Origin of the sequence: Ruegeria sp. HKCCA5763 (assembly GCF_013034545.1) — a bacterium.
Classification (GTDB): domain Bacteria; phylum Pseudomonadota; class Alphaproteobacteria; order Rhodobacterales; family Rhodobacteraceae; genus Ruegeria.
Genome location: NZ_WQGF01000003.1, coordinates 154,901 through 175,170 on the forward strand (window position 1 = coordinate 154,901; position 20,270 = coordinate 175,170).

At 56.7% G+C, this 20,270-nt stretch carries 20 protein-coding genes; 14 read left to right on the plus strand and 6 right to left on the minus strand.

The window, feature by feature from the left end; translation table 11 throughout:
- The first annotated feature begins 1 nt into the window (after position 1).
- The 3 genes from GOV89_RS07280 to GOV89_RS07290 are packed head-to-tail and all read left to right on the plus strand — an operon-like array spanning position 2 to position 3,086.
- On the plus strand, positions 2–1,420 hold the full coding sequence (locus tag GOV89_RS07280) for a gamma-aminobutyraldehyde dehydrogenase (RefSeq protein ID WP_171178646.1): 1,419 nt from the start codon (positions 2–4) through the stop codon (positions 1,418–1,420).
- The gene (locus GOV89_RS07285) at positions 1,420–2,160 is read left to right on the plus strand and encodes an SDR family NAD(P)-dependent oxidoreductase (RefSeq protein WP_171178644.1); all 741 of its coding nucleotides are present in this window, start codon (positions 1,420–1,422) and stop codon (positions 2,158–2,160) included. The genes GOV89_RS07280 and GOV89_RS07285 overlap by 1 nt, the downstream gene beginning before the upstream one ends.
- On the plus strand, positions 2,160–3,086 hold the full coding sequence (locus GOV89_RS07290; RefSeq protein ID WP_171178641.1) for a 3-hydroxyacyl-CoA dehydrogenase NAD-binding domain-containing protein: 927 nt from the start codon (positions 2,160–2,162) through the stop codon (positions 3,084–3,086). The genes GOV89_RS07285 and GOV89_RS07290 overlap by 1 nt, the downstream gene beginning before the upstream one ends.
- Positions 3,087–3,088: 2 nt before the next feature.
- Here the strand turns inward: GOV89_RS07290 and GOV89_RS07295 are convergent, their stop codons facing one another.
- The 3 genes from GOV89_RS07295 to GOV89_RS07305 form a co-directional block, all read right to left on the minus strand.
- Positions 3,089–3,370, minus strand: a complete 282-nt coding sequence (locus tag GOV89_RS07295; RefSeq protein ID WP_171178639.1) for an SCP2 sterol-binding domain-containing protein — start codon at positions 3,368–3,370, stop codon at positions 3,089–3,091.
- A 79-nt stretch (positions 3,371–3,449) separates the two neighbouring features.
- Positions 3,450–3,854, minus strand: a complete 405-nt coding sequence (locus tag GOV89_RS07300; protein ID WP_171178866.1) for a DUF1810 domain-containing protein — start codon at positions 3,852–3,854, stop codon at positions 3,450–3,452.
- Positions 3,855–3,886: 32 nt separating this feature from the next.
- Complete coding sequence (locus GOV89_RS07305) at positions 3,887–5,113, minus strand: argininosuccinate synthase (protein WP_171178636.1); 1,227 nt, start codon at positions 5,111–5,113, stop codon at positions 3,887–3,889.
- A gap of 249 nt (positions 5,114–5,362) precedes the next feature.
- Between GOV89_RS07305 and GOV89_RS07310 the strand changes: the two genes are divergently transcribed.
- Together GOV89_RS07310 and ilvA are read left to right on the plus strand one after the other, a co-directional pair.
- Positions 5,363–6,022: a hypothetical protein gene (locus GOV89_RS07310; protein WP_348540057.1), complete on the plus strand. Its 660-nt coding sequence runs from the start codon at positions 5,363–5,365 to the stop codon at positions 6,020–6,022.
- Positions 6,023–6,079: 57 nt separating this feature from the next.
- Positions 6,080–7,306 (plus strand): threonine ammonia-lyase IlvA, encoded by a 1,227-nt coding sequence (gene ilvA, locus GOV89_RS07315; RefSeq protein WP_171178632.1) that lies wholly within the window; start codon positions 6,080–6,082, stop codon positions 7,304–7,306.
- Here the strand turns inward: ilvA and GOV89_RS07320 are convergent.
- The gene (locus GOV89_RS07320; RefSeq protein WP_171178630.1) at positions 7,303–7,632 is read right to left on the minus strand and encodes an Hpt domain-containing protein; all 330 of its coding nucleotides are present in this window, start codon (positions 7,630–7,632) and stop codon (positions 7,303–7,305) included. The two genes, ilvA and GOV89_RS07320, sit on opposite strands and share 4 nt — an antisense overlap.
- 163 nt (positions 7,633–7,795) lie before the next feature.
- On the opposite strand from GOV89_RS07320, the gene GOV89_RS07325 reads away from it, so the two are divergent.
- The gene (locus GOV89_RS07325; protein ID WP_171237896.1) at positions 7,796–9,070 is read left to right on the plus strand and encodes a PP2C family protein-serine/threonine phosphatase; all 1,275 of its coding nucleotides are present in this window, start codon (positions 7,796–7,798) and stop codon (positions 9,068–9,070) included.
- On the opposite strand, the gene GOV89_RS07330 is transcribed toward GOV89_RS07325, so the two are convergent.
- The gene (locus GOV89_RS07330) at positions 9,067–9,513 is read right to left on the minus strand and encodes an NUDIX hydrolase (protein WP_171178626.1); all 447 of its coding nucleotides are present in this window, start codon (positions 9,511–9,513) and stop codon (positions 9,067–9,069) included. The two genes, GOV89_RS07325 and GOV89_RS07330, sit on opposite strands and share 4 nt — an antisense overlap.
- A gap of 76 nt (positions 9,514–9,589) precedes the next feature.
- Here GOV89_RS07330 and GOV89_RS07335 point away from each other — a divergent pair, with 76 nt between their 5' ends.
- The 8 genes from GOV89_RS07335 (at position 9,590) to GOV89_RS07370 (ending at position 18,830) form a co-directional block, all read left to right on the plus strand.
- Entirely contained in the window at positions 9,590–10,576 is a 987-nt protein-coding gene (locus tag GOV89_RS07335; RefSeq protein WP_171237897.1) for an Hsp33 family molecular chaperone HslO, read from the plus strand.
- Entirely contained in the window at positions 10,569–11,165 is a 597-nt protein-coding gene (locus GOV89_RS07340; protein WP_171178864.1) for a CoA pyrophosphatase, read from the plus strand. Before GOV89_RS07335 ends, GOV89_RS07340 begins: the two co-directional genes overlap by 8 nt.
- Positions 11,162–12,316 carry a CCA tRNA nucleotidyltransferase gene (locus tag GOV89_RS07345; RefSeq protein ID WP_171178622.1) on the plus strand — a complete coding sequence of 385 codons (1,155 nt, stop codon included), beginning with the start codon at positions 11,162–11,164 and terminating at the stop codon, positions 12,314–12,316. Before GOV89_RS07340 ends, GOV89_RS07345 begins: the two co-directional genes overlap by 4 nt.
- Positions 12,317–12,507: 191 nt before the next feature.
- Positions 12,508–14,346 carry an ABC transporter ATP-binding protein gene (locus GOV89_RS07350; RefSeq protein ID WP_171178620.1) on the plus strand — a complete coding sequence of 613 codons (1,839 nt, stop codon included), beginning with the start codon at positions 12,508–12,510 and terminating at the stop codon, positions 14,344–14,346.
- Positions 14,343–16,175 (plus strand): ABC transporter ATP-binding protein, encoded by a 1,833-nt coding sequence (locus GOV89_RS07355; protein WP_171178617.1) that lies wholly within the window; start codon positions 14,343–14,345, stop codon positions 16,173–16,175. The genes GOV89_RS07350 and GOV89_RS07355 overlap by 4 nt, the downstream gene beginning before the upstream one ends.
- A gap of 39 nt (positions 16,176–16,214) precedes the next feature.
- Positions 16,215–17,444 (plus strand): class I SAM-dependent RNA methyltransferase, encoded by a 1,230-nt coding sequence (locus tag GOV89_RS07360; RefSeq protein ID WP_171237898.1) that lies wholly within the window; start codon positions 16,215–16,217, stop codon positions 17,442–17,444.
- 21 nt (positions 17,445–17,465) lie between these two features.
- Positions 17,466–18,251, plus strand: coding sequence for an ion transporter (locus GOV89_RS07365; protein ID WP_171178613.1), 786 nt, complete (start codon positions 17,466–17,468; stop codon positions 18,249–18,251).
- Between the two features lie 60 nt (positions 18,252–18,311).
- Positions 18,312–18,830, plus strand: coding sequence for a murein L,D-transpeptidase family protein (locus GOV89_RS07370; RefSeq protein ID WP_171178610.1), 519 nt, complete (start codon positions 18,312–18,314; stop codon positions 18,828–18,830).
- Here the strand turns inward: GOV89_RS07370 and GOV89_RS07375 are convergent.
- Positions 18,814–20,265, minus strand: a complete 1,452-nt coding sequence (locus GOV89_RS07375) for a sulfotransferase family 2 domain-containing protein (protein WP_171178608.1) — start codon at positions 20,263–20,265, stop codon at positions 18,814–18,816. The genes GOV89_RS07370 and GOV89_RS07375 overlap by 17 nt on opposite strands.
- Positions 20,266–20,270: the final 5 nt, after the last annotated feature.

A 20,270-nucleotide genomic window follows, 5' to 3' on the forward strand; every position in this document is an offset into this window, starting at 1 on the left:
TATGCAGACGAAGATGCTTATTAACGGAGAGATGGTTGAGGGTCAGGGCGATGCTCTGCCCGTTCTGGATCCATCCACCGGCGAGACAGTAGCCCATGTGCCCGAGGCAACGCCCGAGCAGATCGAAGCCGCAACACGTGCTGCCCATGAAGCCTTTGACACCTATCGGCTTGTCACGCCCGCCGAGCGGTCGGGATATCTGCATACGATTGCGGATGTAATGGAAGAAAATACAGATGAATTGTCCGAGTTAGAGACACTGGACGTCGGCAAGCCGTGGCCGATGGCCCGCGATGAAGAGATGCCTCTGACCATCGACACTTTCCGCTTCATGGCCGGTGCCTCACGCACGATAAGCGGGTCAGTGGCCGGAGAATACGCTGCGGGCCACACGTCGATGATCCGAAAGGATCCGATTGGCCCCGTGGCGTCCATCGCACCGTGGAACTATCCGCTTATGATGGCGGCATGGAAGATCGCTGCGCCTCTGGCGGCGGGCTGCACCATTGTAATGAAACCGTCCGAAATCACGCCGCTGGCCACTCTGCGGCTGGCAGAGTTGCTGGCAGATGTATTGCCCAAAGGTGTGTTGAACGTGGTCCATGGTCGGGGCATGTCGGTTGGTGACAGCCTGATCAATGACCCACGGATTGAGGGGATTTCCATCACCGGCTCACCTGCGACCGGAATGGCCGCGATGCGCGCTGCATCCAACCAGATCCGCCATGTGCATCTGGAACTGGGGGGCAAGGCACCGGTCATCGTGTTCAATGATGCTGATATCGACGCCGTGGCCGAGACGATCCGATACGGTTCGTTCTTCAACGCAGGTCAGGATTGTGCTCAGCCCTGTCGGGTGATGGTGCAGGATGATGTATACGACAAAGTGGTTGCTGCCGTCGCTGATCAGGTTGCTCAGATCAGGATCGGTGCGCCAAAGGCCGATGGTACAGAAATGGGGCCCATCGTATCAGCCGCCCAACGCGACCGGGTCGCCGGATTTGTCGATCGCGCCCGCAGCAGCGCTGAAATCGCCGTAGGTGGCAAGGTTGGTGAGGGGGAAGGGTTCTTCTATCAGCCGACCGTCGTCGCAAATGTGGATAATAACGCTGAGATCGCGTGCAGCGAGGTGTTCGGCCCGGTCGTGACTCTGTCGCGATTTACCGAGGCGGACGAAGCCCTTCGGATTGCAAACGCGGGGCGGTACGGGTTGGCGTCGTCTGTCTGGACCAAGGATGTCTCGACCGCGATGAAAATGGCGGCGCGGCTGCGGTACGGCATGACCTGGGTGAATACGCACGGAATGCCAGCGGCGGAAATGCCCTGGGCTGCGATGAAAGGATCAGGCACGGGTTGTGACATGTCGGTTTATGCGCTGGATGCCTACACGTCCGTGCGCCATGTGATGGTGGCACACTGATGCGGTTGGCTGGGAAAAGAGCGCTTGTGACAGGTGGGCGGCAAGGCATTGGCCGAGGAATAGTCGAAGCCTTTCGCCGTGAAGGCGCGACAGTGACGACATGTGGACGCGGGGCGCGGCCTGATGGGTTGGCTGACGACATCATCTGGTGTCCGCTGGATGTCACGGACACGGACGCTGTCGAAGCGTTGGCCGAGGCCGCAGGCGGCATCGACATTCTGGTGAATAATGCTGGTGTGCAGGTCGAAAAGACTGTTCCAGACAGTTCGGACGCGGATTGGGAAGCTGTGATTGGCACCAATTGCAAGGGCGTCTTCAATATGTGCCGGGCTTACATACCTCGGATGGATGAGGGCGCTGCGATCATTAATATAGGCTCTATTTCCGGGAATACCGCTGATCCGTCCATGGCGCTTTACAACGCGTCCAAGGCATTTGTGCATGGCTTGACCCGTTCTATTGCGGTCGATCACGGGCCAAAGATCCGCTGCAACGCGATTTGCCCCGGATGGATTGAAACAGGAATGCTGGACGCCGCGTTCGAGTTGGCCAATGACCCTGATGCCGCGCACAAGGATGCGATTGCCCGCCATGCTGCAGGTCGTTTTGGGAAACCCGAGGATATTGCGAGCATGGCGGTCTGGCTGGCTTCGGATGAGGCAAGCTTTGCCACAGGTCAGCTTTTCACCGTGGATGGTGGTATGACAGCAGCTTCACCTTTGAACCCGGGATTGTTCTGATGGAAATACAGCACACGGCCTGCTTGGGCGGAGGCGTCATTGGCGCTAGTTGGGCAGCTCTTTTTCTGGCATCCGGGCGTTCTGTTGCCCTCTTTGATCCTGACCCGAACGTCGAAAGGAAAGTATGCCAGTATGTAGAGAATGCATGGTCGACCCTTGGTGCGCTGGGCTTGACGGAGAATGGAAACCCGGACGCCATCACGTTTCATTCCAGCGCTGCTGCCGCAGTGGCTGATGCGGGATTTGTTCAGGAAAATGTGCCTGAGCGTTTGCAGATAAAACATGCAACCTTTGCCGAGATTGAGCCTGCTTTGTCCAAGGGCGCAATCGTCGCCAGCTCTGCATCGGGTCTAACACTTGGCCAAATGCAGCCTGGATGGTCTGACCCGTCGCATTTTGTTTTGGGGCATCCCTTCAACCCACCGCACCTAATCCCGCTGGTTGAGGTGATGGGGAATGAGAAAACTTCCGATGGTGTGGTTGATGCGGCACAGGCGTTTTATGAAAGCGTGGGTAAGACCACGATCCGGGTCAACAAAGAGGTGCCCGGCCATGTAGCAAACCGGTTGCAAGCTGCTTTGTGGCGTGAAGCCATTCATCTTGTGGTGTCGGGTGTTGCGTCGGTCGAAGATGTGGACAAAGCCGTCTGGGCAGGACCGGGTGTAAGGTGGGCGGCGATGGGGCCGACCATGTTATTCAACCTCGGCGCTGGCAAGGGTGGGTTGAAAGCCTTTTGCGACCATTTCACCGATACGTTCAATGGATGGTGGGATGATTTGGGTCAGGTCTATTTGACTGATGATGTCGCCCAGCAGCTTACAGAAGGTGTGATGGCTGAGGCCGCAGGGAAAACCCAAGCCGAGCTGTCCGAGCAACGGGACGCGTTGATTCTGGCAATGCAGAAATCCATTGCAGAATTGCGCTGAGTTTAGCCGAGCAGCTGACCCAGCTTCATCGCGACGCCCATATTGCCCGAAATCTTGAGCTTGCCCATAGCGACACCCGTCATCGGGTTCAGTTTCCCTGTCAGCAGCTTGGTCAGGTTGTCTTGTGAGATACGGATGGTGCAATCCGTGTCCTGATCCTGCGTCGTGGCCTGATTGTCGGCCAGAACAATCACCCCGTCTGCGCCACAGTCGAATTTCAACGAGCCATCAAAGGTTTTGCCGTTCAGGCCCTTTTGAATTCCATCAGCGATGTCTTCAAGCATCCGGGTTCCTTTCGCAGTTTCCGAATGCGTAAAGGGTCAGACGGCGCGCAGGCAAGGCTGACCCAACGGGAGCTTGGCTTTATGACGCACCAAGCATCTGCGTTGTGCGATCGCAGGCCTGACCATCGTAAAAGGCGTCGAGAACAGCCTGAAATTCGACCGGAGCATCCGCGACAGAAGAAAACAGCGTCATCGAAGATCGAAGCTTCTTTGCATCAACCCCACCCAGAATGTCAGCCGCATCTCGCCCTTTGTGCGACAGCATCAGCGACGCTGCTTCCGTCAGCCGACGGCGCAGTTCAGGGTGGTTCAGATAGCTCGTTGCCTCGTCCAGATCTTCTATGCCGTAAAGCTGCGCCATATGAGATTGGCCCAGCTCGGCCAGTTGCGGAAACACAAACCACATCCAGTGGCTGGTTTTCTGCCCCTGTTCCAATTCACGCAGGACATCGGCCCAAACCGTGTCCTGCGCCTCGATGAACATATCGAGTTCGTCGTCGTTATCGTCTTCGTCGATCACTTGGACAAACGCTTGTCGCGTGCGGCCAGAAGTTTCAGGCGTAGTGCGTTCAGCTGGATGAAACCGGCTGCGTCTGTCTGATCGTATGCACCAGCGTCTTCCTCAAAGGTCACGTGCGCCTCGGAGTACAGCGAGTGATCCGACCAGCGGCCTACGGTCGAGGCCAGACCCTTGTACAGTTTCACACGAACGGTGCCGGTGACATGCTCTTGCGATTTGTCGATGGCGGCTTGCAGCATCTCACGCTCGGGCGAATACCAGAAGCCATTATAGATCAGCTCGGCATATTGCGGCATCAGCTGGTCTTTCAGGTGCATCGCGCCGCGGTCCATGGTGATGGATTCGATCCCGCGATGCGCTTCCAGCAGGATGGTGCCGCCGGGTGTTTCATAGATGCCGCGCGACTTCATGCCCACGAAGCGGCCTTCGACCAGATCCAGACGGCCAATGCCGTGCTTTCCGCCATATTCGTTCAGCTTGGTGAGGATGGTGGCCGGGCTCATCGCTTCGCCATTGATGCTGACCGCGTCACCTTTTTCAAAGCCGATCTCGATGAACTCGGGCTCGTTTGGCGCATCCTCGGGATGGACGGTGCGCTGATAGACGTAGTCAGGCGCCATGTCGGCAGGGTCTTCCAGAACCTTGCCCTCGGACGAGGTGTGCAGCAGGTTCGCATCGACCGAGAACGGAGCCTCGCCGCGCTTGTCCTTGGCAATCGGGATCTGGTTCTGTTCCGCAAACTCCAGCAGTTTGGTGCGGCTGGTCAGGTCCCATTCACGCCAGGGCGCAATCACCTTGATCTCGGGATTCAGGGCGTAAGCTGCCAGTTCAAAGCGAACCTGATCGTTGCCCTTGCCGGTCGCGCCGTGCGCAACAGCATCGGCACCGGTGGCCTCGGCGATCTCAACCAGGCGTTTCGAGATCAGAGGGCGCGCGATCGACGTGCCCAATAGATACAGCCCTTCATAGACCGCATTGGCGCGGAACATCGGGAAGACAAAGTCGCGCACGAACTCTTCGCGGATGTCCTCGATATAGATGTTCTCGGGCTTGATCCCCAGCAGTTCAGCCTTTTGGCGGGCGGGCTCCAACTCCTCACCCTGACCCAGATCGGCGGTGAAGGTCACGACCTCACAACCATACTCGGTCTGCAGCCATTTCAGAATGATCGAGGTATCAAGGCCACCGGAATAGGCCAGAACAACTTTCTTGGGCGCGGACATCTGACTTCCCTTTATGCGTAGAACGATTGGCCCCTAACGGGTTTTGAACTCGGGGGCAAGCTGTGTGGATTGACGCAGAGCGGGAATTGGGGTGAAACATACGCAATTAAAACAATGTTTGGTTGAAGGGGCAGTTTTCGGATGTTGGGATGGCAAATTTTCGTTCATTCAGTGCGGATGGTGTTTGGTAACCTGAAACAGGTCCTGCAAATCACGGTTGGGCCTGCGGTGATAGCGACTATCGCAATTGTGGCTTTGTTTCTGGCCCTTGGTATTCCGCTTGAGGCGCTTGACGAAAATGCTGGCGAATTACCTCCGGGCACGACTGCCGGGTCAATCTTGATCTTTATGTTCGTCCTGCTGGTAGTGTTGTTGGGCACCATGTTCTGGATTGCCGTGTCATGGCACCGCTTCATCCTTTTAGAAGAGTATCCTACGGGAGTGCTTCCAACATTCCGTTTCGACAGGATTCTAGCCTACTTCGGTCGTTTTCTCATGCTGGGAATTCTAATGGCAATCGCATTTATCCCCATGAGCTTGGTTGTTGCGGTTCTGGGCGAAAGCCTTGCGTGGCTTTCCCTTATTATTTTGATTTCCTACACGGTTTTTCTGGTCATTTGCTTCTTCCGCCTTTCCATAATTCTTCCGGCGGCTGCAATTGGAAGCCCGATCTCACTAAAAGACGCTTGGAGCAACACAACTGGCGTCGGCCCTTCTATTTTGGTGTTGCTGGTTGTTGCGTTCCTGTTCCAGGTTCTGGTGCAATTGATTTTCACCGCTCTGGCGATTATTCCGGTTGTTGGAGTGTTGCTGACCGTGTTTTTCGGCACGCTCATCCTTCCGATGATCAATGTCAGCATCTTTACCACCATGTACGGTGTCTTTTTCGAAAAGCGCCAGCTGTCCTGAGCCCGTACACATATGTATTCCTTGCCCTTATCGCGGTGATACGGCAGTGAGGCGGACATGACTGATTTCATGACCCGCGCCCGCGCCGCAGAACAAGCGATGCGCTCTGTGTTTCCTGCAACGCCTTTGCAGCGGAATGCCCATCTGTCCGACCGTTATGGCGCGGACATTTGGCTCAAACGTGAAGACCTGAGCCCGGTGCGGTCGTATAAGATTCGCGGCGCGTTCAACGCGATGCGCAAGCAGCAGGGGCAGGACCTATTTGTCTGTGCCAGCGCGGGCAATCACGCACAGGGTGTGGCCTTCATGTGCAAGCATCTGGGGGTCAAGGGCGTGATCTTCATGCCGGTCACGACGCCACAGCAGAAAATCCAAAAGACTCGTATCTTTGGCGGCGAAAATATCGAGATTCACCTGACCGGAGACTATTTCGATGACACGCTGGCAGCTGCCCAAGCGTGGTGCACGCAGCAGGGCGGGCATTTCCTGTCACCGTTCGACGACGCGGATGTGATCGAAGGTCAGGCCTCATTGGCGGTTGAGATCGAAGAGCAACTGGGCGGGGTGCCAGATCATGTCGTGTTGCCGGTGGGCGGTGGCGGCATGTCCTCGGGCGTGGCGACGTGGTTCGGGGATCGCAGTCATTGCTTGTTTGTCGAGCCCGCTGGGGGCGCATGTCTGCGTGCTGCATTGGCGGCAGGGCATCCCGTTGTGCTGGATCATGTGGATACCTTCGTCGATGGCGCGGCGGTCGGACGAATTGGTGAGAAACCGTTCGATTTGCTGAAATCGCGCCACCTGTCGGATGTGCTGGTCCTGTCCGAAGACCGTATCTGCGCCACTATGATTGAAATGTTGAATGTCGAAGGCATCGTGCTTGAACCGGCTGGGGCTTTGGCGATTGAGGCGGTGGGTGACGTCCAAAGCTTTGTGCGCGGCAAGACCGTAGTCTGCGTGACGTCCGGTGGTAATTTCGATTTCGAACGTTTGCCCGAGGTCAAAGAACGCGCGCAGCGTTACTCGGGGGTGAAAAAGTACTTTATCCTGCGCCTGCCGCAGCGCCCGGGTGCGCTGAAAGAGTTCCTTGGTATTCTTGGCCCCGAAGACGACATCGCCCGCTTTGAATACATGAAAAAATCAGCGCGCAATTTCGGCTCGGTCCTGATCGGGATTGAAACCCGCAAACCTGAAAACTTCATGCGCCTGTTTGCGCATCTGGATGAGGCCGGGTTCACCTATACAGACATCACCGAGGACGAGACCCTGGCGCAGTTTGTGATCTAGCAGAGATTCTGTTGCAACTCTGCTTCGAACTTGAGTTTCGAGCTGTCAAAAAGCGCCAGCAGGGCCGGCAGATCAACTTCTACGCCTTGACCTGCCGCGGCCTGCCGTTCGCCATCCTGGCAGAGTTTCGAGAATTGATCGAACCCAAGGCTGAGAGCGCTGCCTTTCAGGAAATGCAGGTTCTGTTCCAATTCGATTCGGTTGGTATCGTGATGCAGACGCGCGATAACCTCTTGCACCTCTTCCAGAAAAATCTCGACCACCTCGTCAAATTCATCTGGGCCAACTTCGTCCCGCAATTGCCTGACTCTGTCCCAGTGGATCATTGTGAGATACCTGCCATTTAACCTTCAAGGTTCTGGTTAAACCACGGCTGGTAAAAACCAGGTTAAGGGCACCATTTGAACGTGAGTCGGGTCTTCACCGGATGTTAAGCCCGCAGACGCTAGGGTCTCTTTGACCGGTCAATTTTGTAAGAGCTGAGTGTAAATGGTACCAAGGGCGAGTCTTGAGGACACCAGATCAGATCTGGACTTCGGCGCGATCCGCAAGGTGCTGGTTGTGGATGACAGCCGTTTGCAGCGGCGCATCCTGGTGGCCTCTCTCAGGAAATGGGGGTTTGATGTGGTCGAGGCCGATACCGGCGAGGCCGCGTTGGAGCTTTGCCAGACAGACCCGCCCGATCTTGTTCTTAGCGACTGGGTTATGCCGGGGATGAGTGGTCTGGAGTTCTGCTGCGCGTTCCGCGCGCTGAATTCGGACCAATACAGCTATTTCATTCTGCTGACGTCCAAGAGCGAAAAGCAAGAAGTCGCCCGAGGTCTGGATGCCGGGGCTGATGATTTCCTCATCAAACCTTTGGAGGCGGATGAACTGCGCGCGCGTATCTCTGCCGGAGCGCGTATTTTAGATATGCAGCGCGAGCTTTCGCAGAAAAACAGGCTGATTGAATCCGCGCTGGAAGAGCTGAAGCTGGCGCATGACGCGATCGACAAGGATTTGATGCAGGCGCGTAAGATTCAGGAATCGCTGGTGCCTGAACTAATGCGCGACTTTGGCAACTCGCGGGTCAGCCTGTTGCTGAAACCGTGCGGCCATATTGGCGGCGATCTTGTTGGCATGTTCTCGCCCGGCGTGAATCGGTTGGGGTTCTACAGCATTGATGTGTCCGGCCACGGGATCACATCGGCCATGATGACGGCCCGGTTGGGCAGCTATCTGTCCAGTAAGCACTTTGATCAGAACGTCGCAATGGAACAGCGATTTAACAAATTCTACGCACTTTTACCGCCCGAGGATGTCGCCAAAACGCTCAATTCAAGGCTGATGGCGGATACGGGGATCGAAGAATATTTCACGATGGTTTATGCCATCGTCGACCTGCGCAACGGTCTAATGAAGATGGTGCAGGCCGGGCACCCGCACCCTCTTTTGTTGCGGAAGGATGGCGGTAGTGAGTTTTTGGGCGACGGCGGTTTGCCTGTCGGACTGATCGAGGACGCAGGCTTTCAACAGATCGAGACAAAATTGCAGCCCGGGGACAAGCTGTTGCTGTATTCCGACGGGTTTACCGAATGTCCCCTGGCCGATGGCGGTCTGTTGGACGAAAACGGTTTGCAGGAGATGGCACAACATTGCGTTACGGAACATGGCGGATCCGAGTTTCTGGATGACATGTTCTGGCGACTGACGCAGGTGATGTCGCCCAACGAGGGGATAGGGGATGACGTCTCGGCCGTGTTCTTCGAATATAACGGCCCTTAAAGCGACCAAAGGTGCAGCTTGGCAAAATGCCGATCGCCGTCATTGCCAAGCTTTTCAATCGCATCTGATGCATCTATCCATCGTGCTTCGTGAAACGCCTCGGCTGGCGGTCCGATGCGGCGGACAGGACGCGCGCGATAGATCATGCAGACCTTTTCCGCCCACAGATCGTATTCGGGCATATACGCGTAGCGGCGAAAGGCGCCGACGCGACGTGGGTTGGCAACCAGCCAGCCGGTTTCTTCGTAGACCTCGCGATGCAGGGCCGTGATTGGCGATTCGCCTGGATCAATGCCTCCGCCCGGCAGTTGCAGCTCTGGGTTGAAGCCGTCGTCATACCATGTCACCAACAATGATCGTCCACGAGGCAAAAGCACGTACACTCCCGGTCGCAGTGTGTATTTCTGCCCTGCCTGAGGGGTTTCACCAAACCGTCTGATCATGTATGGCCCCTTAAAACCCAATCTGTACGACCTATATGGTGCCGGTATGCCAACCTGTGGCGTGTAAGGAAACCCCATGTCTCTTGGAACAAAAATCGCGTGGGACGACACCGTCCTGCCCTTTCAACTTGATGCATCCGACATGCGTGGCCGCGTGGCCCGTCTGGATGGCGTGCTGGATGGCATCCTGAAGCAGCACGACTATCCGCCGCAAGTCGAAGCGCTGGTGGCTGAAATGGCCTTGCTGACCGCGTTGATCGGCCAGACCGTTGCGTTGCGCTGGAAGCTGTCGTTGCAGGTGCAGTCCAAAGGGGCGGTGCGCATGATCGCAACCGACTATTACGCGCCGCAGGAAGAGGGCCAAGCCGCCCAAATCCGTGCATATGCCAGCTTTGACCGCGACCGGCTGACCGACGCGGCACCTTTTGATCAGGTGGGCGAGGGGTATTTTGCCATCATGATCGACCAGGGCGAGGGCACGCAACCGTATCAGGGTATCACGCCGCTGGCGGGCGGATCGCTGAGCGCATGTGCCGAGGCGTATTTCGCGCAATCCGAACAGTTGCCGACGCGGTTCTCGTTGAGCTTTGGTAAATCGACCGAGCCTGGTGTGGGCGAGCATTGGCGCGCCGGCGGCATCATGTTGCAGCACATGCCGAAAGCCTCGCCCTTTGCAGCATCTGGTGAAGGTACTGGCGAGATCCTGACAGCAAGCGACTTGGTGGACGGCGAAGAGGGTGAGAACTGGGGTCGCGTCAGTATCCTGCTGGATACTGTCGAGGATCTGGAAATGATCGGCCCTTCGGTTGCTCCGACCGATCTATTGGTTCGTCTGTTCCACGAGGAACAGCCGCGTGTTTATGACGCGCAATCGGTTCAATTTGGCTGCACCTGTTCCGAGGACCGGGTGCGCCAGAGCTTGTCGATCTATTCGGCGAAGGACATCGAAAAGATGACAACGCCGGAAGGTCTGGTCACGGCTGATTGCCAATTCTGTGGTGCGCATTACGTGCTGGATCCGGCAACTGTGGGCTTTGAAGCTGAAGACAGCAAAGGTGCATGATCCGGTTGAACAGATCCGGGCGGCCTTGCGCCGCCCCGGTCACGGGTCCAGCGATTTTGACCTGAACCCTGACACAGTTTTGCCACCCAGGCGGCGGCTGCGTCCTGCCGGTGTTCTGGTGGCCATATCTTTGGCTTATGAAACGCCTCGGGTGCTTTTGACTAAACGGTCCTCAGCCCTGAAGCATCACCCCGGTCAGATCGCATTTCCGGGCGGTAAGCAGGATGAAAGTGACGCCGACGTAACCGCGGCAGCCCTGCGCGAGGCGCAGGAAGAGATTGGGTTGCCCGTTGACCAGCCCGAGGTTCTGGGGTTTCTGCCGGCGCATGAAACCGTCACCTCTTTCAACGTCACCCCTGTGGTTGCAGTGGTACGTGACACATTCAAACCTGTGCCCGAACCCGGCGAGGTGGATGAGGTTTTCTCGACGCCTCTTGCCCATCTTCTAGATCCCGAGAATTATCTGGTTGAGTCGCGTCGCTGGCGCGGTCAGAAACGCAGATATTACACAGTTCCGTTCGGCCCCTATTATATCTGGGGTGCGACGGCTCGCATATTGCGCGGGCTTGCAGCACGGGTGAATGAATGATGCAGATAAACGAGCCTTGGGTCAGTGAACCAGCGACCCAACAGGTATGCGCCGCTCTGACTGCATCTGGTGCGCAGGCACTTTTTGTGGGTGGCTGTGTGCGCAACGCGCTTTTGGGCGCACCTGTCTCGGATATCGATATCGCTACCGACGCGCGACCACAGCAGGTGGTTGAGATGGCGCAGGCCGCGGGGCTCAAGGCTATTCCAACGGGTATTGACCACGGTACGATCACGGTCGTCAGCGCCGGTATCCCGCACGAGATCACGACCTTCCGTCGAGATGTTGAAACCGACGGGCGGCGCGCTGTTGTTGCGTTTTCCGATCATGTCGAGGAAGACGCGGCCCGGCGCGATTTCACCATGAACGCAATCTATGCGCAGCCAGATGGCACTGTGTTGGATCCGCTTGAAGGGTTGCCCGATCTTGAGGCGCGACGGGTGCGGTTCATTGGAACGGCCGAGAATCGTATACGCGAAGATTATTTGCGCTCGCTTCGATATTTCCGGTTTCACGCTTGGTATGGTGATCCACAGGCTGGGTTCGACCCAGATGCACTTTCCGCAATTGGTGCCAATCTTGACGGGTTGAAATCACTGTCGCGCGAACGGGTCGGGGCGGAACTGCTGAAACTACTGGCAGCGCCCGATCCGGCCCCTGCAATTGCAACAATGCGCAGCACGGGTGTCTTGGCACAGCTGTTGCCGGGCGCAAACGACCGATCCCTTGCGCCTCTTGTTGCGCTCGAACAGGCGGCGGGTGCTGATCCCGATCCGGTGCGACGGCTGGCAGCCATCGCCACGCCTGAAGACGCAGCGACATTGCGATTGAGCCGTTCGCAATTGCAACGTCTGACCCGTATGCGTAACGAGGCACAAGCCACCACCAGCGTGGCCGAGCTGGGTTACCGCTACGGTGACGAAGGCGGTTTGCACGAGACTCTTCTGCGTTGCGCTTTTCTGGAACAACCCTGGTCCGAAGCCTTGAGGCATGACTTGCATAAAGGGGCGGCTGCCCGTTTTCCAATTCAAGCCAAGGATCTGATCCCCACTTTCACAGGACCAGCGCTGGGCCAGAAACTGGCCGAGCTTGAAAACCGCTGGATCGCGTCCGGCTTTGCGTTGTCGCGCGAGGAGTTGCTGGCAAGTTAGCGCTAAGTCTCAAAAGGGGATGACAAACCAACACGTTTGTGGTTACGTGCGACTGTCACATGGATGGAGGACTGCGAATGTATTACGGGATCTGGTTCGGCTAAAGCCAGAACACTTGCCCCGTAAAGGGTGGTGTTCAGGCGCCATTCTTCTTCGCACGTCTACATTTTTGCTCAATCGGAGCACTCTCCATGTTTCGCTATTTCGAAAATCTCGTTAACCCTTTTGTCGCCTACAAAGAGACCGACGCGCCACCAACCAAGTTGTGGCCGTTCATGTTGGATTATTCGCGGCCTTTCGTCCGGGTGTTTGTCTGGGCCGCACTGATTTCTATCGTCGTCGCAGGGGTCGAAATCGGGTTGATCTATTATATGGGCCGCGTTGTCGACCTGCTGGGCGGATCTCCTGCAGAAGTCTGGCAGAACCACGGGACAGAGCTGTTATTGATGGCGGCGTTTGTTCTGCTGCTTCGTCCGTTACTGCATCTGATCGACGTACTTCTGTTGAACAACACGATCCTGCCTAACTTTGGCACGCTGATCCGCTGGCGCGCGCACAAACATGTGCTGCGCCAATCGGTTGGCTGGTTCGAAAACGATTTTGCCGGGCGGATTGCGAACCGGATCATGCAAACGCCACCTGCCGCAGGCGAGGTGGTCTTTCAGGTCTTTGATGCGATTTCCTTCTCGCTAGCCTATCTGATCGGTGCGGCGATCTTGCTGTACGCAGCGGATCCGCGTTTGTTGATCCCCTTGCTAATCTGGTTTGCGTTTTATGCGATGCTGGTGCGCTGGACGGTGCAGCGTGTCGGTCCGGCGTCAAAAGCGGCCTCAGATGCGCGCTCGACTGTCACCGGCCGGGTTGTGGACAGCTATACCAACATCCATTCCGTCAAGATGTTCGCCCATGGTCCGCAAGAGTTGGACTATGCCCGCGAGGCGATCGAAGAAACCCGCCGAACTTTCCAGATTGAGATGCGGATTTTTACGATCATGGATGCGGTTCTGGTCACCTTGAACGGCATGCTGATTGTGGGCGTTGTTGGTTGGGCAATTGCGTTGTGGATGCAAGGCACCGCCTCGGTTGGTGTCGTTGCGGCTGCCACCGCACTGACTCTTCGTCTGAACGCCATGACCGGATGGATCATGTGGGCGCTGACCAGCTTTTTCCGCCAGCTTGGTATCGTGGCCGAGGGGATGGAGACGATTGCCCAACCCATTGATCTGTTGGATGCGCCCGCTGCGAAACCCTTGCGACTGAACAAGGGTGAGATCCATATCCGCGACCTGTCGCACCACTACGGTCGCGAAGCCGGTGGTTTGGACCACATCAACCTAACCATCCAACCCGGCGAAAAGATCGGTTTGATCGGTCGGTCCGGTGCTGGAAAATCGACCCTAGTTAAGCTTCTATTACGGTTTTATGATGTCGAGCGGGGCGCGATCCTGATTGACGGGCAGAACATCGCAGATGTCACGCAGGACAGCCTGCGCAGTCATATCGGCATGGTTCAGCAGGACAGCGCTTTGCTGCACCGGTCGGTGCGGGACAATATCCTTTATGGCCGCCCTGATGCGACCGAGGATCAGATGATCGCCGCCGCCAAGCAGGCCGAAGCGCATGAGTTCATCCTTGACCTGCAAGACCCGCAAGGACGCACGGGGTACGACGCGCATGTGGGCGAGCGTGGTGTAAAGCTGTCCGGCGGGCAGCGGCAGCGTGTGACGCTGGCACGGGTAATCCTTAAAGATGCGCCGATATTGTTGTTGGATGAGGCGACATCCGCCCTAGATTCCGAGGTTGAAGCGTCAATTCAGGAAACCCTATACGGCATGATGCAAGGCAAAACCGTGATCGCCATTGCGCACAGGCTCAGCACGATCGCGCAGATGGACCGTATTCTGGTCATGGATGATGGCCGCATCGTCGAAGAAGGCGCCCATTCCGACCTGTTGACGCAGCGTGGTCTTTACGCGCAGTTCTGGGCGCGGCAATCTGGCGGCTTCATGAATCCGGAGGCCGCGGAATGAGGGTCGCTGACCTCATCCAACCGTTCAAAAACATCGAAACGCCCCCGCCGCAGACGTTGGGAGCGTTCATTCGCTGGAGCCTGTCCGGTGCTTGGCCGATGTTGTTTGTTGCAGCGTTCTTTTCGGCCACAGCCGGCGCGATGGAGGCGGGCACGGCTTGGATTTTGGGCCGTGTGATCGACGTGGCAACGTCTAGCGGTCCGGAAAACTTTCTGACCGTGCAAAACATGTGGATGATCTTCGGCTCGATCGCTTTCTTTATGCTGGTGCGTCCGATCCTGTTTGGCCTGTCTTCGGTTTCGAACAATTACATCGTCATGCCCAACATCACACCCTTGGTGTTGGCCAAGTTGAACCGTTGGACGCTGGGCCAGTCGGTGACGTATTTCGACGATGATTTCGCTGGACGCATCGCACAGAAGCAGATGCAAACGTCGAACGCGATGGCTTCGGTCGTGTCAGAAACGATCAGCGCCATTGTATTTGCCCTAGCGTCTCTTGTGGGGTCTTTGCTTTTGTTAGGGTCTATTCACCCGCTTGCGATGCTGCCTTTTGCCGCTTGGCTCGTGGTCTACTTCCTGCTTGTGCGCTGGTATTTGCCGCGCATCCGTCAACGCTCTGCCGCGCGGGCCGGGGCGCGGGCGATGGTTTCGGGGCAGGTCGTTGACACGATCACCAACATCAAGACGGTTAAGTTGTTTGCACATTCCGCTTTTGAAGATCGGGCTGCGCGCGACTCGATGGTGGAACTGCGCGAACGGTCGCTGGATTTCGGTAAGCTTTCGGCCAGTTTTCGATTTATCCTGATGACGTTGGCTGGTGTTTTGCCGGTTCTGCTGCTGGGTGCGACGCTTTGGTTGTGGCAAATCGGCATTGCGACCGCAGGGGATATAGTGGCAGCAGGTGCCGTCTCAATCCGGATTGCGCAAATGACGGGTTGGGTCAGTTTCACTCTAATGGGCCTCTACGCCAATGTGGGTGAAATCGAAAACGGGATGAAAACGCTGGCCAAGCGTGACCGGGTCGAGGATGCGGGGGACGCAAAAGACCTGGTTGTGCACGACGGATCAATCTCATTCGAAAATGCCAGCTTTGCTTATGGTCGGGACATAGGCGGTGTTACAGATCTGACCCTGACTATAAAACCCGGCGAAAAGCTGGGTATCGTCGGCGCCTCGGGCGCGGGTAAGTCGACGCTCGTGTCCTTGCTGCTTCGACTCTATGACAGGGAAAGTGGCGCTATTCGTATTGACGGGCAAGACGTGTCGCAGGTGACACAAGACAGCCTGCGCCGCCAGATCGGTATGGTCACACAAGAAACAGCAATGTTCAACCGTTCGGCGCGCGAAAACATCCTGTACGGTCGCCCGGATGCGTCCGAGGATGAGATGATAACCGCTGCGAAAAAGGCCGAGGCGCATGAATTCATCCTCAGCCTTGAGGATGCTAACGGTCGCCAAGGCTATGACGCTCATCTGGGCGAAAGGGGTGTAAAACTCAGCGGCGGACAGCGTCAGCGGATCGCTTTGGCCCGTGCCATTCTGAAGGACGCGCCGATTTTGGTTCTGGACGAAGCAACCTCGGCACTTGATTCCGAGGTCGAAGCCTCGATTCAGACCGCGCTGCATCGGGTAATGGAGGGTAAGACCGTTCTGGCCATTGCACACCGGCTGTCCACCCTCAGCGAGATGGATCGGATCGTTGTCCTGGACCAGGGGCGGATTGTCGAAAGCGGAACACATGAGACGCTGCTGGATCAGGGCAGTCTGTATGCGCGGTTCTGGCATCGTCAATCTGGCGGCTTTATTCAGGCGGAAGCTGCTGAATAAGGGTTTTGTTGACTTGAAAGCCCGGCTATCAGGCCCTTCATGACGCAGCGATTCACAATCACACGGCTCGGCCATCAGGGCGATGGTATTGCCGATGGCCCCGTCTATGCCCCGCGCACTCTACCAGGTGAGGTCGTAAGCGGCACTTTGACGGGTCAAGTGCTGACCGATATCCGGGTGGAAACGCCATCCGAAGATCGGGTCAAGGCGCCGTGTCGCCACTACAAAGCCTGCGGCGGGTGTCAGTTGCAGCATGCCTCTGACGCCTTTGTGGCCGATTGGAAGCTTGAAATTGTGCGCAACGCCTTGGCCGCGCAGGGTCTGGATGCACAGATGCGCCCGATCCACACGTCACCCGAACAGTCGCGCAGGCGTGCAACGGTTGCTGTAAGACGAACAAAGAAAGGTACGTTGGCCGGGTTTCATGGTCGCGCGTCGGACACGATCACGGAAATCCCCGACTGCCGGTTGTTGGACCCCGAGTTGACCGCGGCCATTCCTGTGGCCGAGGCGCTGGCCGTTCTGGGTGGAAGCCGTAAGGGTGTTCTGGCGGTGACACTGACACTCTCCGAAGGCGGATTGGATGTAGCTGTTAGAGGCGGCAAACCCTTGGACGGTCCGCTGGAACTAGCGCTGGCTCAAGCGACCGAGAAACACGGGTTGGCGCGGCTGAGTTGGGACGGTGAAGTGATCGCTATGCGACAGGCGCCGGTTCAGCGGTTTGGAAGAGCCGCCGTCACTCCGCCGTCCGGTGCGTTCTTGCAAGCGACCAAGGACGGAGAACAGGCTCTATTACAGGCGGTTTTGGAGGCAACAGAGGGTGCAAAGCGCGCCGTCGACCTGTTTTCAGGTAGCGGTACGTTTTCGCTTCCCCTGGCCCAAAAAGCCGAAGTTCATGCTGTGGAAGGCGAGGCCGCAATGGTTCAGGCGCTGGATCAGGGCTGGCGCAGAGCGCAGGGTTTGAAACGCGTAACAACTGAGGCCCGCGACCTGTTTCGTCGTCCATTGATGCCTGATGAACTAAAGGCCTTTGACGCGATTGTTTTAGACCCGCCCCGCGCCGGAGCCGAGGCGCAGGTGGAGGAGTTGGCTCAAGCCAGTCGACCAGTGATTGCCTATGTTTCCTGCAACCCGGTGAGCTTTGCGCGGGACGCAAAAATCCTTGTTAACGCAGGCTACACCCTTGAATGGGTACAGGTCGTTGACCAATTTCGGTGGTCGTCACACACGGAACTTGCTGCGCGCTTTGTCCTGAACGCCGCATCTTGACCAGACAGGAGATCGCGACACATGAGTGTCAAACAGCGTTTGCTGACCATCATCGAAGCCCCGGCTTTCGGGCGTTTCATCACGGCAGTCATAATTTTCAACGCAATTCTTTTGGGGATGGAGACATCACCCACTTTGATGAACGCAGCAGGACCGCTGATTGTCACGCTAGACAAGCTGTGCCTTGCCATCTTCGTGGCTGAGATCACAATAAAGCTGATCGCGACCGGGCGCAGATTCTTTACAAGCGGTTGGAATATATTCGATTTCCTGATCGTGGGTGTCGCACTTGTCCCCAGTGCTGGTGGTCTTTCCGTGCTGCGTGCCCTGCGGATCCTGAGGGTGTTGCGCGTGATTTCCGTGGCGCCCCGCCTGCGCCGCGTGGTCGAAGGCTTTATTTCGGCCCTGCCCGGGATGGCCAGTGTCTTCTTGTTGATGGCAATCCTATTCTACATCGGCGCGGTAATCTCGACCAAACTGTTCTCGGTGTCATTTCCCGCCTGGTTCGGTGATCTGGGCCTGTCGGCCTATACCTTGTTCCAAATCATGACGTTGGAAAGCTGGTCCATGGGCATCGTCCGCCCCGTGATGGAGGTATATCCCTACGCCTGGCTGTTTTTTGTGCCATTTATCATGGTCACGACCTTTGCCGTGGTGAACCTGTTGGTGGGTTTGATCGTGAACTCGATGCAGGACGCACACCATGCCGAGGACGAGGTTAAAACCGATGCCTATCGCGACGAAGTGCTGGAACGGCTGGAAAGCATCGAACGCCGTCTGGCCGAGCAGATGAACAGCAAAAAGTGATTTCCGTTTCGCAAGGTTTTTGGCATATTAATCTCCAAAAAACAGAGCAGGCAGTGAAAAATGGATCGTCGAGCATTCGGATTGGGGGCTATGGCAACGCTGAGCCTTACGGCTTGTGCCAAAGCTGGCCCAAGATTTTTGACTTATGATGGGCCCGAAGTGACCTCTTTGGTGGTCAACAAAGGCGCACGCAAACTCTATCTGCTGCATCATGAGCAGGTTTTGCGAGAATACGATGTGGATTTGGGATTTGCGCCACGAGGCACCAAAACCAAAAAAGGGGATGGTCGCACGCCAGAGGGCAGCTATCTGATTGACCGCAGAAATCCGCGAAGCCGCTATCACCTATCGTTAGGTATTTCCTACCCCAACTCTCAGGATATCGCTCAGGCCAAGGCAGCAGGCGTTAATCCGGGCGGTGATATCTTTATTCACGGCCAGCCGAATCTTCGGTCAGAGCTCAAGCGCGCGCGGAAAACACCCGATTGGACCGCAGGATGCATCGCTGTCAAGAATGACGAGATTGAAGAGATTTATGCGATGGTCAACAAAGGCACGCTAATCACTTTGCGTCCCTAGGCGGCACCGGGGCCCAGGCTCCAAACCCGAACACCTCATAGTCATGCTGGTAGACGTCCTCTGCCAGCGCCTCTAGCTCAGCATCATAGATCTGGTCCAGCGTAAACGGTTCATCAGGCGCGCGTGTGCTGGGCTTTGGCGGGTTTGAATGACCGATATCTCGTGCAAGCGCTGGAAGCGCTGTGGTCAGGTCTTCTTCCCGCAGGATCAGGTCTGGCAAAAGGAAACCGGAAATCCCGTCCAGAACCCGGGATTGGCTGCACCATGTCCCGTCAACGCGGATTGGGGTTTGATTGTTGAGGTTAAGACGTAGGAAGCCGAGAAAGGCTAAAAACGCATCACGGTGCTGCGCGACAGAATAATTGGTGTCCCGCACCTGCCCTGGAATCGGCACCTTTAGTCGGTTCCGCAGATAGTTGCGCACCATTTTGTAGCTGCCAGGTCCAGTACTTAGAATGTGTTGGCAAAACGCGGTATGCGCCCGCGCCAACGGATGGCGCAGGACTGTGAATTTTCGGTGACCGGTGTGGTTCCTCAACCAGGCGCGGATCTGTTTGCGGTTGCGATCGGTGATTAGATCACCAGTCTTACCGCCGTCCAGATCGGCCAGCCATTGGTTTATAACAGCCTCTAATCCGTTACGAATGGGCAAATACATCAAGGCCGACTTTGGTGCCGCGACGTATTGCGGGACGGCGGCACCGCGCTGCGGCTCAAAGCGAGAGGTGTGATGCAGCCCAAACTGGTCGACATCCGCCAGCGCACGCGTCATGTCGTCAGGATTTGTGACTTTTGACACTGCGGGCGCTGGGTTTTGCGGTTTCAGCGTGTCGTCCAGCCGGGTCAGTCGCGCTTTGACCCCCAGCCATTCGGCTAGGCCGTTCAGGACGTCCATTTCAGTCAGGTCTTCATAGGAGATGAAAAAAGCGCTCTGACCTGTCTTTTGCAAATGTCGCCGCAGCATGTGCTGATGGCTCTGGACCTGTTCCAGATAATCCAAGAATTCCTGTGCATCAAAGGTGACTTGGGCATCGACGCGGCGTTTAACATTCTTCAGCAGCCATTGCTGTGTGGTCCGCGCGATCTTCAAGGACAGGTAGCTGTCCAGTGGATTGCGGGTCAGAATGATCTTTGCGCAGCGATGGTCATTCAAAACGGGCTTCAGAATGCGCGGATCGTGTTCTTCGAAATACCGGAACCCGTTGATGTCACCGGGTGCTGTACGAATGGCTTTCAGCAGCTTCATCGGATCTGCGTCACGGTCTTCCAGCGTCAGGCCCAGCAGTGTATCTGACTGCAGATTCCCGGCAAAATGGGGATTAAACGCCTCGCCATGGCAGGTCACGCTGTCAAGCGCGTTCAGGTTTGCCTCCAGCAGGTTAGACCCTGTGCGCATGGCCGCCAGTACAACAAAGTAATCATATTTGGCTGCCATTGGCC